Origin of the sequence: Porphyromonas somerae DSM 23386 (assembly GCF_000372405.1) — a bacterium.
Classification (GTDB): Bacteria; Bacteroidota; Bacteroidia; order Bacteroidales; family Porphyromonadaceae; genus Porphyromonas_A; species Porphyromonas_A somerae.
The window spans coordinates 1-15,949 of sequence record NZ_AQVC01000050.1; the positions used below are offsets into that span (position 1 = coordinate 1).

Here is a 15,949-nt window from a genome sequence, read left to right on the forward strand (position 1 = left end):
CCGGGGTCGCAAGGGTATTTTACACCTATCTATACACAGGTCTTCGGCACTGCGTGCCTTGACCTGTGCCTATTTAGCACGGACCTCTGCCGAGGTCCTTACTCATAGACACCCCTTAAAAATCATACGATAAGACCAGCCTAATGCGTAACCCCTAAAAAAAGGGTGCTGTGGGGTATTTAGTTTGGAGAAAAATAAGTAATATTGTGGGACGTTTTAGAAAATAACCTACGACCTAATGAGCATATTACTTATTTTATAATTACATACTATTATTGCACTAAACAGATGAAGTCTTTTTCAAACTATGAATTGCTGAAGTGGCAACGGCTCCTTCATTCACATTACAAGAGGCTATCGACATGGGCTTTTGTGGCATGCCTATGCAGTCTCCTAGTAATGCCTAGCTGTACTAGCGAAGGGTACATGGATGAGTTGGCGACCATTGAGCTTTCGGAAAGTGGTATTCTCTCCTTTGAGAACCACTCTTCTTCCCACGACGTACAGGTGCAGAGCACCTCAGGAGCATGGCAATGCTACACACTTAACCCTTGGATTACTGCTAAGAATAGAGATGGGGTCTTAGAGATCTCAGTGAAGGACAACCTCCAGCCAAAGGAGCGCCGTGGCAGTGTGGTGGTCAAATCTGGCAAGAGCCAAAAGCAATTAACCATTATTCAAGCAAAAGCCACTCCCAAGGTGGAGACTTCTCCTGAAGAACTAAATGTAGATCAGTTTGGTGGTCTCTTCTCCATAGATGTGATCACTAATAATGATGATTGGAAGGCCCAAAGCCAAGAGGATTGGATTGAGGTGACAGCACTCCCCTCGGCATATAAAATGGAGGTTAAGGTACAACCTACCAGAAGCCGAGAGCCTAGGGTGGGTAAGATACTGATCAGTATGGGTGCCGACGAAACCGTGGCACACGAGGTCTCTGTGGTACAGAGTGGTATCAGCTACTTTCTCCTACCTTATATGAACTTTGAGTCGGCTACCCGACAAGATATTCAAGCGTTCGAAGAGAAGCGAGGTGGAACCATTGAGTTTACCCATGAGCGTTTCTTTGACTTCACCACCACGAGTGTCGCTTTTCCACGTGTGAGCTACACCATCTACGAGGGTGGTGCTTACCTCTATGCTCAGCTGGATGCCTCTTCTACCCGTATCCTTACAGGTCCGTCGGAGCGTCAGCAATTGGTGGAGTTCCTCAATCAATCTGGCTTTACAGTAGAGCTGGGTGAGAATCACTTTCAGCATGCCGAGATGAGCAACCTAGAGGTGGAGATCAAGCCTTACTTCAAGAATACTCCTCACCTCCTCTTTACTTATACCCCTAAGCAATCTAAGGCGTATCCAACCTTTGATGAGCTACCACTTGGATTTACTGATTTTCACCTTGGGGTGGAAGGCGTAAAGGCCTATGAGGCAGCCCATGGGGGAGAGATGATCTACCCCTATAGCGATGATGAGATTGAGTCTGTAGATGAGATGGAGTTTGAGTGTGAGCCTGGTAAATATGGAGCCGATGGCCGACTTTACTTCCTTCACAAAGACAAAGATGGCAATATCACCATTGAGCGTACTCGTCAATTCTTTACACAGACCGAACGAGCTTGCTGGAATTATAAAGGATACAATAACCTACTCACTGAGGAGTTTAAGGCGCTAGCCAAGCGAGAGGGCTTTGAATTTGTAGAGTACAATATTTTGGAGCAAGTCTATGTCTTTATCTCCAAGGAGCGCAACCTCACCATGGCGGTACAGTGGTTTAAGTTCTTTGGCGATCCAAAGCCTGTGCTAGTGGTTCAGGTCAATCCTGGTACTAGACTTGTATCTCACTCATTGAGTGTTGAGAGTAACCAACAAAAAAGTAGAAAGAATAGATAACTCATACATATTACCATACTCATATTATGAATACAGTAAACAACTTTATAAAGTCCTCTCTCCTATCGCTCCTCGTAGCCATGGTCGCTTTGGGGGCTTGTACACCACAAGCTGCGGTGGATGAACCCTCAGTGATTGAGGTAGCAAGTGACGTTATCCAATTGCCTAAGGAGGCAGGTGAGAAGATTATAGATGTGAAGAGCAATGAGGAGCAAGTAGTGGCTGTCTCCAACCGGGATTGGGTCACTGCTATCCCTCAGGAAGGCTCTATCAAACTTGTTTATGATGCCAATAGTCAGATCACAAGCCGCAAGGCAATGGTGATGATCCAAGCTGGAGACGCTGTGCATCAGTTGACAGTGACTCAAGAGGGTAGCCCTATCTTCGTACAGACTGCTCCTGAGAATATTATCCTAGAGCCTTGGGAGTATGAGAGCGAAGTGAGTGTACGCCTCAATGGTGAAAAGTGGAGTGTCACAAGTAGTGAAGAGTGGCTCAAGGTGACCGCCTTCCCATGGAAAAACCAGATCAAGCTCTCTGTAACTAATAATAAGGATGCTGAGACCAATGCTAGTAAAGAGCGTACAGCAGAACTCCTTTTCCAAGTAGAGGGCGTAGCCACTACAGCTACTATCACGGTAACTCAAAAGGAGTGGCCTCTATTTATGCTACCATTTATCGACTTCGAATTTGGCACCAAGAGTATCGTCACTGCTTTTGAGCTAGAGCGTAAGAGTATGGTGGCAGCAATTACTGGCTCTAAGTTTATCGACTTCAATACCATTAGCCCACTTATCTCTCGTATGAGCTATACCTTCTCCACCCGTGGTATCCTAGAGTATGCCCAGATGGACGTTGCTGAGCCTTATCGCACTTTCAATAAAGAAGGTGATGAAGTGATGAGCGATGAGGCTTATGATATCATTATCAAGGGACTTACCGATGCAGGATTTTCTGAGAAGCGTGGCGATAATGAGCTTTATCACCCTGAAAAGCGCGTGTTGGCAGAGGTGAAGCGTAACTATGCTTTCAATCCTCACGTGCTTTACTCCTATATCCCTAAGCAAAAGGAGAAGTATCCTACCTTCGCCAAGTTCCCATACCCTGAGGTGCCATTTGGCTCTGACTATGCCAAGGTAGAGGATTATGAGGCGAAGAATGGTGGCGTTTACGATGCTTCTACCTCTCAATATGATACTGAGAATGGTCTCGCCTTTATCGCCTATAAGGTGCCAAAGAGCAAGGAGATAAAGTATCGTAACTACTACTTTACCTATAAGGATGAGAAGCCAGGTGAATTTATCGGTATGATGCAGGAGTGGTACGACTTCAACCTCGTATATTATGAGAATAATGGTCACTTCTATATCACTGAGGAATTCTCCGCTCTGATGGAGCAGGAGGGCTTCAAGTACAAGGGCAAGACAGACGACCAAAACCAATTTGATGTCTTCATCAATGATGCCAAGGGCTTGCAGCTGAGAGTGAAGTTTGCTCACTTCGAAGGCGCTGAGGACCCATCCCTTGTACTCTTTATGCTCCCATACCACGCTGGAAAGAATAGCCAAAAGCTATCTTTACCTATGATTAAGCAGGGTGTTGCCGTTGGGAAGAATTACGTGGGTAGATAACTTCTGTAGATAGTATGACGACAATGAAAAATAGACTATTTCTCCTCATAGCCCTTACTTCTTTGCTCCTTGGTGCAGCTAGCTGTACCAGTGAGCGAGGGGGAGCTATGGAGGTGCCAAGTGAAAAGCCTACAGAGGTGGTGCCTGCTGAGGGCGTTCTCACCAATATCGTGAGAGTAAAGCTGAGTGAAACGTACCAAACTCGCGTAGGAGAGCGAAGCCTAAGAGCATCTGTTGATGGTGACTGGGAGACCAATGTACCAGAGCTAACCGAGTGCCTAAAAGAGATAGGGGCTGTGGAGGTTCGTCCTCTCTTCCCTATTGATCCTAAGTTTGAAAAGCGTATGCGTAGAGCAGGATTGCATCTATGGTACGATATCGTGCTCGATGAGTCAACAAAGTCCAAGGGAACCCAGACAAGGGCTCTGGAAGAGGTAAAGCAATTGCCCGGCGTGGAGATTGTAGAGCAGGTACCTATCTACCGACAGATGGATCAGGAGCCACCGCTATTCTTCGGTGCCAACTTGCGTGCAATTGACTTTGATCCCGTACGTCCTGACCAGGTGACCTATCCTTTCAATGACCCTATGCTACCAAAGCAGTGGCACTACTTCAATAATGGTAGTGGTTTAAAGTCTCTCAAAGGTGCCGACCTCAACCTCTTTGAGGCGTGGCAAAAGGAGGTAGGTAAGCCCAATGTGATCGTTGCGGTGATCGATGGTGGTGTCTACTACGACCATGAGGACTTGAAGCAAAATATCTGGGTCAATCCTAAGCCAGGGGTTGCTGGGGATAAGTATGTGGGTGATATCCACGGTTACAACTTTGCCGATGGCAATGCCGATATTGCTTTTGACGCACACGGTACGCACGTTGCAGGTGTGATCGCTGCGGTCAATAATAATAGTATTGGTGTCTCTGGTATTGCTGGTGGTAACGGTACCCCCAACTCTGGAGTGCGTGTGATGGTTTGCGATGCTTTCGGACATGGAGGTAAGGGACAGGCTTTTGAGCAAGCCTTTGTCTATGCTGCCAACCACGGAGCAGTCATCAGCCAAAACTCTTGGGGTGGGGCTAAGTTCCTAGCACCTTCGCTCAAGGCCGCAATCGATTACTTTATCGACTATGCTGGTTGCGACAATGATGGTAATCAGCTACCCGACTCCCCTATGAAGGGTGGAGTGGTGCTTTTTGCTGCAGGTAACGAGAGCTCGGATGATATCGTTTACCCCGCTGCTTACGGCGAAGTAGTCGCTGTGGCAGCTATGGCACCCGATTGGAAGAAGGCCTACTATACCAATAGAGGCGAGTATGTAGACATCACTGCCCCAGGTGGTGATATGCACTACCCAGGCGGACAAATCTATAGCACCTCTGTGCGGGTTCAAAAGGATGAGAGTGGTAAGATCGTGCAGGCCAATAGCCACTACGAATTTATGCAAGGCACCTCTATGGCTTGCCCTCACGTAAGTGGTGTGACTGCCCTGATTGTTTCTCACTTTGGTGGACCAGGCTTTACCAATGAAGAGTGTAAGCAACAGCTTCTTACCGCTCTGCGACCAGCTGATATTGATGCTATCAACCCTGGCTTTGAAGGGGTATTGGGCAAGGGATATCTCGATGCAGCTCGTGCCTTGGATCGTAATCAAAAGCAAGCTCCTCAGGCTGTAGCTGAAGTGAAGATTGAGGCTCAGTATACTGCCCAGACCCTCTGCTTTGGTGCGGTGAAGGATGGTGATGATCGTACAGCTACCTACTACTATATCTACTCCGACGATGAGAAGGCTCTGACTAAAGATAATTATAAGGGTGCCAAGTCGCGTCGTATCTTTGGACTCAATTATGAGCCTGGCGACGAGATACAAGTGCTCTTCAAGAATCTGAAGCTTGATCACGAGTATCACTATGCTATTGTGGCACAAGATAGATGGGGCAATCTTTCAGAGCCAGCCTTTGTCTCTGGCAAGACGCTCTTCAATCAGCCACCAAAGATAGAGGTGGTAAGCGAGGGTCAGCATCGTGTGACCGGCACTGAGCAAGCAGAGATAAAAGTGCTCTTGAATGACCCTGAGGGGCACAAGGTTACATATAGTCTCTCTGGCAATCATACGGGAGTCCGAATTGAGGAAGTGAGCGAGACCGAACTGATCCTACACCTCTCTGCACGTGGTGCCATAGGGGTTCATGAGTTTGTGCTCAAGGTAACCGATGAGTTTGGTGCCACTGCCACCCAATCCTTCTCGTTTGAAGTGTATGCCAACTCTGCTCCAGTGATGACTACGCCACTGCCTAAGACCCTATTCCTTACTCTTGGGAAACCTGCTATTGAGTTGGATCTCTCTAAGTATGTCAATGACCCCGATGGTCACGAGGTATCGTATGAGATTACCTCTGGAGCTAATACAGAAGCACTCAGTAGTCAGCTCAAGGGCTCTATCCTCACGATTAATCCAACCAAGTTGGGTAAGTCTACCGTACAGCTGAAGGCTATTGATAGCCAAGGTGCCGACCTCTATATGTCTATCAATATACGAGTGGTGGATAGTGATATTGTCTATCACGTGTACCCTATCCCTACCTATGATGTGCTCCACGTACTGCTCAATAGCAGCATGAAGAATGTTGAACTATCAGTAGTGAATGGTGAAGGTACCAAGGTGCTACGACAACAAGTGCCCAATCCTACCGATACAGCCCTCGATGCTCGTGAGGTAGAGCTGGATGTGCGGCAGTTGTCGGGTGGCGTATATACCTTGGTAGTGAAGAGTGGTAGTGAAAGCTATTACCGTAAGTTTGTTAAATATTGATGAATACTTATCGTATGATGAATAGATATCGCAAAACTAAGGCAGTGGCAAGTCTCTTCGGCCTATTACTGATCATGGGGCTCACGAGTAACGCTACCGCCCAGGAGTCGCCAACACTCTCTTTTGTGCGACACAATTATGACCTCTTTTCAGAGAGTATGGGGGTAGGAGCTGGTGCAAGTTATGGACGGACACACTATATCTATACCTCGCCCACCTCTATATTCCGTAATGATGTCAAGGGGATTACCGCCTCTTGGACCACTAAGTATCTGCCCAATGAAGAGATAGGACCTGATACGGGTAGAAGCGTCTACAATGCCCTTTCATTAGGCTGGAGGATAAAGCAACACGCGATCCTTGTGGGTGCACGCTATGCACATAGCCCCAAGATTCTTACCTCCAATCATTATGGCGATGGACGTATGCTCACCCCTAGAGACCTTTCTGTAGACCTAGGGTATGCTATACAGATAAGCGATGCGTGGAGTGCCTATGCTATTGGCCACTTCGTCATGTCGCAGATCAATAAGATCGCCTATACTGGTGGCGGAAGTATCGGAGTTGGTTATGCCCCACAAGCTATTAATGGGGTGGTGCCCACCCATTGGTCACTAGCTCTTCGTAATATTGGTGGATTGGTACAGTATGGCAAGGCGGGTGGTAAGTATCGTATGCCTGGCTCTGTGACCTTCTCAGGCGATGCTGCTTATCAGCTATGCTCCGATTGGTTGCTGCAAGGTATGGTTTCTGCCGACTACGTACTGCAACCTCTCAAGTCAAAAGTATATACCGCTGGTGGTGGTCTCAGCCTAACCTATCACAAAGGTTTGAGTATGCGTCTTGGTGGTGCTTTCACCAATCACATGAGCTATCTATCTATGGGCGTTGGCTACCACTTACTGGAGCGAATTGACCTCAATCTTAGCTACCGCTTATGTACTCAGGATAGAGCTTTCAACCAATTTGGTGTGGGACTCTCTTTTGACCTGGGCAAGACACGGGACACTTCTAAGACTTTTGTCTACTAAAAGTAGTGACTACTGTAGTATAAGGAAAGGGTCTCAATCGCTATGATGCGGTTGAGGCCCTTTTCGCTAGCAAGCTAAACTTTCATGGGAGGGCGATGTTGGTACATCATTTTTTGGTACATTTGCCATATTAGGATAATAGAAATAAAAACAGTAAGGAAATAGCATTATGGCAAATAACGAATTACTTCAAAAGGTAAGAGCAAAAGCTGAGGCGTGGCTATCGCCACAATATGACGAGGCGACTCGCAAGGAGGTGCAAGCACTTCTCGATAATCCCGACACCACTGAGCTAGTGGATGCCTTTTACAAGGACTTGGAATTTGGTACGGGTGGGCTTCGTGGCATCATGGGTGCAGGAAGCAACCGCATGAATCGCTACACCGTTGGCACTGCCACTCAAGGGCTTGCCAATTATCTGATTAAGGAGTTTGGTCGTGATGCAGACTTGAAGGTGGCTATTGGTTACGACTGTAGGCACAATAGCTCTGAATTCTCTCGCATGGTGGCGGGTATCTTCGCTGCCAATGGCATCAAGGTCTATCTGTACGAGGCACTTCGCCCTACCCCAATGGTCTCCTATGCGATCCGCGAATTGGGCTGCCAGAGTGGTGTGATGCTAACCGCTTCGCACAACCCTAAGGAGTACAACGGCTTTAAGGCTTACTGGAGCGATGGTGCTCAGATGATTGCGCCACACGACCAGAATGTGATTGACGAGGTGAATGCGATCAAGTCGATTGCCGAGATTAAGTTTGATGGTCCTAGCGATATGATCACTCTAATGGGGAAGGAGATGGATGATAAGTTTATCAAGGAGGTTCTCTCGAAGCGCCTTTCTCCCGAGGTGATCAAGCGTCAGCACGACCTTAAGATTGTCTTCACACCACTTCACGGTACCAGTGGTCAGGTATTGCCACGTTGCCTGAAGGAGGCTGGCTTTGACAATGTACACCCAGTAAAGGAGCAGATGGTGGTGAGTGGTGACTTCCCAACGGTAGAATCACCCAACCCCGAGAATGCCTCTGCCCTAAAGATGGCGATTGATCAAGCGAAGGCGATTGATGCTGAGATTGTGATGGCAACTGACCCCGACGGCGACCGCATCGGTACTGCCGTGAAGGATAAGGAGGGCAATTGGGTATTGATCAATGGTAACCAAACCTGTCTGCTCTACGCCTACTACGCTATTGAGAAGCGGAGAGAGGCAGGCGAGCTGAAGGACAATCAATATCTGGTAAAGACGATTGTGACCACAGACCTGATCAAGACGATCGCAGAGCGAAATAATATAGAGCTATACGATACCTACACTGGCTTTAAGTGGATTGCCGATGTGATTCGTAAGAATGAGGGCAAGAAGGAGTACCTCGGCGGTGGCGAGGAGAGCTACGGCTACCTCTGGAGCGACTTTGTCCGAGACAAGTGTTCGGTATCGGCTTGTACCATCTTTGCCGAAATCGCAGCGTGGGCCAAGGATAAGGGACAGAGCATTTACGAACTGCTAGAGCACATTTACCTACAGTACGGCTATTCACTTGAGAAGAATATCTCTGTGGTTCGCCCAGGTAAGAGTGGTGCCGAGGAGATCCAGGCGATGATGCAAAACTTCCGTAGCAATCCGCTTAAGGAGCTGGCTGGATCAAAGGTGACTGAGGTGCTGGACTACCAAAGCCTTAAGTCGCTCAACACCGTGACTGGAGAGACCAAAGAGATCGTAATGCCTACGACTAGCAACGTCCTACAGTACCGTTGCGAGGATGGCACGAAGCTCTCTATCCGTCCTTCTGGCACTGAGCCAAAGATCAAGTTCTACATCGAGGTACACGCACAGCCTACCAACCTCCAAGAGCTAGAGGAGGCGAAGAAGGTATGTGCACGACGTGCTGATGAAATTGCCAAGCAACTAGGTATCTAAGTCATTAGAGCCATCAATAAATGAAGTACCCTCCTCGCACAAGTCGGAAGGCAGCGATGCATTGAGTCAATGCTTCTGCCCCAACCTGTACGAGGAGGGTACTGATTTGTATCCTGTTCATCCATGATCCTCTGTATCTGCGAAAAACCATCCGTTGCTAGGGATATTGGCGCCGTGATCGGTGCCACCACACAGCGACAAGGCTACCTCGAGGGAAATGGCTATTGGGTCACTTGGACCTACGGCCACTTCTGTACGCTCAAGGAGCCGGCCGACTACTACCCTCAATGGCAGCAATGGAGCTTAGTTCACCTCCCAATGATGCCGGAGCGCTTTGGCATCAAGTTGCTTTCTGACAGAGGAATCGAACAGCAGTTTGGGGTAATCAAGTCGCTGGTCTCTCAAGCTACGGAGGTGATCAATTGCGGTGACGCAGGGCAGGAGGGTGAGCTGATCCAGAGGTGGGTGCTACAGATGGCAGAGTGCCGCGTGCCGGTGAAGCGGCTGTGGCTCTCCTCTATGACTAATGAGGCGATTGTAAAAGCATTCCAAGAGCTAAAGCCGGAGAAGGAATACACCAACCTCTACTATGCTGGCCTCGCAAGAGCGATCGGCGATTGGCTCCTCGGCATCAATGCCACGCGACTTTATACACTTAAGTACCGCAAGAGTGGCGACCGCAAGGTGCTCTCGGTGGGACGGGTGCAAACCCCTACACTGGCTCTGCTCGTGGATCGATTTGAGGAGATTCAAAACTTTAAGCCAGAGCCTTATTGGGAGATCAAGACGCTCTATCGGGAGGTGCTTTTTGCCTCAACCAAAGGGCGGTATAGCACCGAGGAGGAGGCAAAGGCGGTCATTGATAAGATCGCCTCGGAGGAGCTAACCATCACCAAGATTACTAAGAAGAAGGGCAAGGAGGGAGCACCTCGGCTTTTCGACCTAACCAGTCTGCAGATTGAGGCCAATAAGAAGTATGGCTTCACGGCCGACCAGACGCTTGCTACCATTCAGACGCTCTACGAACAGAAGTTGGTCACTTACCCGCGTGTGGATACCACCTATCTGCCCGATGACGTCTACCCCAACTGTCTGCCCACCATTCAATCACTCTATAGAGCCTTCCCTGGGCCATGTACTCCACTATTGCAGGGCGGAAAGCTACGCAAACTGAAGAAGTACTTCGACTCCTCCAAGGTCACCGACCACCATGCTATTATCCCAACAGGCAACCTCCCGCAGTACCTCGATCGTCAGCACTATGCTATCTATGAGATGATCCTACTCCGCTTCCTTGCTATCTTTTATCCCGATATGGAGTTTGAGCAAACCACTGTGATGGCGGAGGTGGCGAAGATTGAGTTCAAAGCCACAGGGCGAGTGGTGACACTTGATGGCTGGAAGTCGCTTTACCAAAACCAGGTTGAGGCGAATGACGATGAGGGGAGTGATGAGCCTTCGGATAAGCAGGTGATGCCGCACTTTACTAAGGGGGAGCACGGACCGCATAAGCCCGACCTGCTTACTAAGGAGACACGCCCGCCAAAGCAATATACCGAGGCGACGCTCCTCAATGCGATGGAGACGGCGGGCAAACTCATTGATAATGAAGACCTGAAGGAGGCGATGAAGGCCAAAGGTATTGGCCGACCTTCCACTCGTGCCGCCATTATAGAGATCCTCTTTAAGCGGGGCTACATTGAGCGAAAAGGTAAGACAATCCTCCCCACTCAGCTAGGAATAGACCTCATTCATACCATACAAAACCAACAGCTCAAGAGTGTGGAGCTAACGGGCGAATGGGAGTACAAGCTACGCCTCATCGACCGTGGCGAATACGATGCCCAGCAGTTCCTCACCGAGCTCAAAGCAATGGTCCACCAGCTCGTCCACGAGGTCCTCACCTCCCAATAACTCTCAATCAGGTAGGGCTTGTTTCAAGCTTTGGACTGGTATTAGGGCGCTCTAGAAGTCGTATCTAGCAGCAGTTGTGGTCAAGAAGTCTTGGTCGAAGTTTAATGTCACTTCAGCTTTTGATGCGTTTCCGATGTGGTTAGTAACGAAAGAAAATGATTCAGTGCCTGAAGGCCTTAACTCAAAGGATAAACGACCAGAATCCTTAGTAACCTCTTTGCCATCTCGTTTGTAATAAGTAATTACATACGAAATATCAGGGATTGTGAACTTGGTGTTATTCGTTATAACACCACTGCCTGAGCCAAGTCCAAAAGAGTTATCCCAATTCCAATCTGCGACAACGTTTTCACGCAAATAATCAGCAAACTTATTGGTATGCTCTTCAAAGTCTATACGAGCTTGATTTAGCCTGCGGGCAATATTCAGATCGGTATGATCTATCCCAGAGAAGTAACCCCGCCTCTTGGCGAATTCATAAGCAGGGTCCGCTTCTGGAAAAAATAGACCTTGCGAGTCATAAACATAATACCCCTCTTCGGGAGCATCTGGATTATGTGGCTGGATAAATAGTCTTGTCTCAATATCTCTTGTCGCACCCATACGATTAGCATACGTATTTAACAATACTACTTCATAGGTGCTATCTGGCAACTGGTTAATTTTCTTGATTGAAATACCGACTGATGGATAAGCAGAGCCGAGCTCACTCACCTCTGGATATAATTCAATCATTTTAGTAACATCCCCTACCTTTAGAGCATCGAAGAAATCCTCAGCCACCTTTCGTACCTCTGTATTGTACTCACATGATACGAAAAGAAATGAGACAAGTAGAGAAGAGAGTAATCTTAAGTGCTTCATAATTACAATAGATTGATAGTTTGCTATCATGAGAATGTTGCACGAAGTGCCATTCTCACACATTTGAAGCAAATGTGCTGAGACTTTGCACGAAGGATGAGATGCAAGGCGCTGAGGATGAGGGCGAAGGGAGCGTACTCACGTACGTGACCTAGCCCGAATTCCGAGAGCAACGCAGCAGATCGCCTTCGTGCAACAGTCTCATCATAGCTTCACCCTGCAATATACTAAAAAGAGAGAATATAACTGCTCGTCTCCACAAAATGAGGTCGGCTAGGGAGTAGTACTCGTCTAGCCGACCTCGTCTATTTGATTTAGAAGTGATGGGGCTTATTTATTAGCCTTCTCAAACTTCTTATTATTAATCATATGTGCAATCGGTGTAGCCACAAATAGGGTGGCAAAGGTACCGAAGATGATACCGAGTAGCATCGCAAAGGTAAAGCTCTGGATGCTCGCCCCACCGAATAGGAATATGATAAGTACCACTAGCAACGTACTGATACTGGTATTGAACGTACGTGAAAGGGTGCTATTGAGTGCATAATTGAAGAGCTCCTTACGCTCTCTATTGGGGTACATACGGAGATACTCTCTGATACGGTCAAAGACCACAATAGTATCATTGATAGAGTAACCTATAATTGCAAGCACTGCCGCAATAAACGTTTGATCGACCTCCATAGAGAATGGCATCACCTTCCATAGCAAAGCATAGAATGCAATAATGGATAGAGTGGTAAAGGTAACGGAGGCAAATGCACCGATAGAGAATGCAATATCTCTAAATCGGATCAAGATATAGAGTGCCATCACAATCAGCGAGAAGATCACTGCGATGAGTGCACCTGTCTTGATATCATCAGCCATGCTGGCACCTACCTTCTGTGAGCTCTGGATGTAGTGCTTTGTGAATTGATCCATAGTCACCCCATCACCAAGTAGTGGCTTGAGTCCTTCATAGATAAGTGTCTCCACTTCTGTATCTACCTCAGGGGTGTTGGTATCAATCTTGTAGTTGGTAGAGATACGCACCTGGTCGTCGGTAGAGATCTTAATTACCCCTACATGGCCATCAAGGTTATCATTGAGGAGCGAAGCCACCTCGCTCGTAGTAACTGGTTGGTCAAACTTCACAATGTAGTTACGACCACCGGTAAAGTCGATACCAGTATTCAATCCCCATACACCTAGGGCAATACCTCCAGCTACTAGGATAGCAGCTGCGATGCCTAGACCAGTCGCCTTCTTGCCAATAAAGTCAAACTTAGGATCGGTAAGGAAATTACGAGAGATACCAGTGGTAAAGGTTACCCCCTCCATCTTGCCCTTTTGTGCTCTTCTCTCAAAGAAGATTCGGGTGAGGAATACAGCGGTTAGGAACGAACAGATAAGTCCCACGATCAGCGTGGTAGCAAATCCACGGATAGGTCCCGAACCAAAGTAGTAGAGGATGATACCAGTGAGGATCGTAGTAACGTTGGAGTCGATGATGGCTGAGAAGGCATTGCCATAACCATCTTCGATGGCCTTGCTCATGCTCTTACCCGAAGCAAGCTCCTCCTTGATACGCTCAAAGATCAACACGTTGGCATCCACTGCCATACCCAGGGTCAGCACCATACCTGCAATTCCCGCCAAGGTAAGCACCGCATGAAGCGAAGCGAGGATACCGATGGTGAGGAAGAAGTTGACAAAGAGTGCCACGTCTACTACCAAGCCTGGCAATAGTCCATACATCAGACACATATAAATCATCAGCAGAATCAGTGCCACCACAAAGCTGATAAATCCTGCCTTAATAGCCTCCTGACCTAGCGAAGGGCCTACTACGTCCTCCTGGACGATACGGATAGAGGCTGCCATCTTACCCGAATTAAGGGTATTTGCCAAGTCATCCGCCTCATCTACTGTAAAGTGTCCTGTGATCTGTGACTGACCATTAGGGATCTCTGTATTGACATTTGGAGCAGAGTAGACAACGTCATCTAGCACAATAGCGATAGGACGTCCAATATTCTCCTTGGTAATTCTTGCCCACTCTCTAGCACCATCGGAGTTCATCGTCATAGAGACGGCTGGCTCCTGGCGACCCATTTGATTCTCGATCACACTGCTGGCGTTGTTCACCACATCACCACCTAGAGCTGGCATACCATCGCGACGAGTGCTCTTAATAGCGAATAGCTGGAATACCTTAGAGCCCTCCTGTACCTCCTTAACACCCCACTTTAGCTGTAGGTTGCGTGGAAGTACCTCCTTCACTTGTGGAAGGTTGAGGAGAGAGTCAATTCTATCACGGTCAGAAGCGTGTGCCATACCTACTATAGCAGTAGGTGCTAGCTGTCCGCCCTCATAAAGGTTGGGCTGGAGTAGACTAAATAGTGAAGTGATCTGCTTACCCTCAGTAGCCTGTGGCTCGTTAGTAGCTGTAGTTCCAGCAAGAGCAGCCAATTGGTCATCGTTATTGATGCTATCAGAAGCTAGTGAATCGCCTTCGATCTCCTCAGCATTGGCCACCTCCGTCTCGGTAGATTGGCTGTGGCTATTGAGTCTCTGGATCACCTCATCAGCACGCTGTAGATCCGACCAAATCTCTGGAAGTAGGTAGCACTCCCAAAACTCCAGGTTGGCACTGCCTTGTAGGAGCTTACGCACACGCTCAGGCTCCTTAACACCTGGCAGCTCTACTAGGATACGGTCGCCACCCTCCAGTCTCTGGATATTAGGGGCTACCACACCGAAGCGGTCGATACGATTACGAAGTACCTTGTAGGAGCTATCAATCGCTGTCTGAAGCTCAGAGCGAAGTACCTTGATCACCTCGGCATCGGTGCTACTGGTGCTTATCTTCTCTCTAAGAGCAGAGGTACCGAAGATCGCTGAGAGGCGAGCTCCTGGGTCAATGTTATGAAACTCCTCTGTAAATAGCGTGATAAAATCCTTTTGACTACGCTCTTGCTTTGCCTGAGCAGCTTCCAATGCCGCCCTAAAAGTAGGGTCTTGGCTATTGTCGGAGAGGGTCTCAAGCACATCGGAGGTATTGAGCTCTAGGATCACGGTCATACCACCCTTAAGGTCGAGACCCAAACCAAGCTCACGCTCACGGACATCCTTGAGGGTATGCCCTAGCCACACTTTCTGCATTGAAAGAGAGTCAATGTAGTGCTCCTGCTTCTGTGCATCTCCCTGCGCATAAGCCTTTGCCTTATTTTCGTAGTAATTGGATACTACCGAGAAAGAGAGGTAGTAGGCACAAATTACGATAAGAGCAATGGCAGTCCATTTCACTAAACCTTTGTTTTGCATCTGTTATTCGTTATATTTAATTGATTTATCTATATCCGTTCCAGCTGATACCTAATCTCTTGTATGCCAAATAATCCAAAATGTCGTGAGATAGGTATTCAGTTGGCAAATATAACCAAATTATATTAATCTATCTCATATATGTCCCTAGTGGCTACAGCAGTTGCGTTTGAATAACCGAATAAAGCTACCTTATCGGACAGGTCGGACGAGGCGGACGGGGCTGAGGGGCGGGCCAGTCGGAGCAATGACGCAACTACTCGACTTATCCGATAAGATCCACTCACTGGGCTAGCAATCGAGTAGGTCGGGAAACGAAAGTTTTCTGACCTACTTTCGTTTCCTTCCCTCTCACACCACCGTACGTGCCGTTCGGCATACGGCGGTTTAATTCGTTTTCAAAGAGTGTCTAATCGCATAGTAGTCCAAACAACTTACAAGGCCTCTGCGGGCAAGTACATCTTTCGATATAGCTCGTACCACGCATGTACGTCTCACCACCCATTCGTAGCGGTCTCCGCAGTAGGATGTAAGCTTGGCTAAGTCGTTGCAGACACCAAGTTTGCGTAGTCCCCAGGCTCGTTT

8 protein-coding genes and 1 pseudogene are annotated in these 15,949 nt (G+C 48.0%); 6 read left to right on the forward strand and 3 right to left on the reverse strand.

The window, feature by feature from the left end; all coding sequences use genetic code 11:
- The first annotated feature begins 288 nt into the window (after window positions 1-288).
- From A3GK_RS0108860 to A3GK_RS10750, 6 genes are all read left to right on the forward strand, one after another.
- Window positions 289-1,890 carry a BACON domain-containing protein gene (locus A3GK_RS0108860; protein WP_081605327.1) on the forward strand — a complete coding sequence of 534 codons (1,602 nt, stop codon included), beginning with the start codon at window positions 289-291 and terminating at the stop codon, window positions 1,888-1,890.
- A 26-nt stretch (window positions 1,891-1,916) separates the two neighbouring features.
- Complete coding sequence (locus tag A3GK_RS0108865) at window positions 1,917-3,521, forward strand: BACON domain-containing protein (protein ID WP_018029099.1); 1,605 nt, start codon at window positions 1,917-1,919, stop codon at window positions 3,519-3,521.
- Window positions 3,522-3,535: 14 nt separating this feature from the next.
- Complete coding sequence (locus A3GK_RS0108870; protein ID WP_155799490.1) at window positions 3,536-6,328, forward strand: S8 family serine peptidase; 2,793 nt, start codon at window positions 3,536-3,538, stop codon at window positions 6,326-6,328.
- A gap of 14 nt (window positions 6,329-6,342) precedes the next feature.
- Window positions 6,343-7,359, forward strand: a complete 1,017-nt coding sequence (locus A3GK_RS0108875) for a PorV/PorQ family protein (protein WP_155799491.1) — start codon at window positions 6,343-6,345, stop codon at window positions 7,357-7,359.
- A 169-nt stretch (window positions 7,360-7,528) separates the two neighbouring features.
- Window positions 7,529-9,277: a phospho-sugar mutase gene (locus A3GK_RS0108880; protein WP_018029102.1), complete on the forward strand. Its 1,749-nt coding sequence runs from the start codon at window positions 7,529-7,531 to the stop codon at window positions 9,275-9,277.
- A 123-nt stretch (window positions 9,278-9,400) separates the two neighbouring features.
- Window positions 9,401-11,191, forward strand: a complete 1,791-nt coding sequence (locus tag A3GK_RS10750; protein WP_018029103.1) for a DNA topoisomerase 3 — start codon at window positions 9,401-9,403, stop codon at window positions 11,189-11,191.
- A gap of 51 nt (window positions 11,192-11,242) precedes the next feature.
- Here A3GK_RS10750 and A3GK_RS0108890 read toward each other — a convergent pair whose 3' ends face one another.
- The 3 genes and pseudogenes from A3GK_RS0108890 to A3GK_RS11625 all read right to left on the reverse strand — a co-directional run.
- Window positions 11,243-12,055, reverse strand: coding sequence for a hypothetical protein (locus tag A3GK_RS0108890; RefSeq protein WP_155799492.1), 813 nt, complete (start codon window positions 12,053-12,055; stop codon window positions 11,243-11,245).
- Window positions 12,056-12,385: 330 nt separating this feature from the next.
- Window positions 12,386-15,364, reverse strand: coding sequence for a protein translocase subunit SecDF (gene secDF / locus A3GK_RS0108895; protein WP_018029105.1), 2,979 nt, complete (start codon window positions 15,362-15,364; stop codon window positions 12,386-12,388).
- 387 nt (window positions 15,365-15,751) lie between these two features.
- Window positions 15,752-15,949 (reverse strand): annotated as a pseudogene (locus tag A3GK_RS11625) (group II intron reverse transcriptase/maturase); the annotation flags it as partial.

Bases quoted from the DNA above. Each gene is read 5' to 3' on its own strand.
- A3GK_RS0108860 (WP_081605327.1), top strand. From the start codon at position 289: ATGAAGTCTTTTTCAAACTATGAATTGCTGAAGTGGCAACGGCTCCTT.
- A3GK_RS0108865 (WP_018029099.1), top strand. From the start codon at position 1,917: ATGAATACAGTAAACAACTTTATAAAGTCCTCTCTCCTATCGCTCCTC.
- A3GK_RS0108870 (WP_155799490.1), top strand. From the start codon at position 3,536: ATGACGACAATGAAAAATAGACTATTTCTCCTCATAGCCCTTACTTCT.
- A3GK_RS0108875 (WP_155799491.1), top strand. From the start codon at position 6,343: ATGATGAATAGATATCGCAAAACTAAGGCAGTGGCAAGTCTCTTCGGC.
- A3GK_RS0108880 (WP_018029102.1), top strand. From the start codon at position 7,529: ATGGCAAATAACGAATTACTTCAAAAGGTAAGAGCAAAAGCTGAGGCG.
- A3GK_RS10750 (WP_018029103.1), top strand. From the start codon at position 9,401: ATGATCCTCTGTATCTGCGAAAAACCATCCGTTGCTAGGGATATTGGC.
- A3GK_RS0108890 (WP_155799492.1), bottom strand. From the start codon at position 12,055: ATGAAGCACTTAAGATTACTCTCTTCTCTACTTGTCTCATTTCTTTTC.
- secDF (WP_018029105.1), bottom strand. From the start codon at position 15,364: ATGCAAAACAAAGGTTTAGTGAAATGGACTGCCATTGCTCTTATCGTA.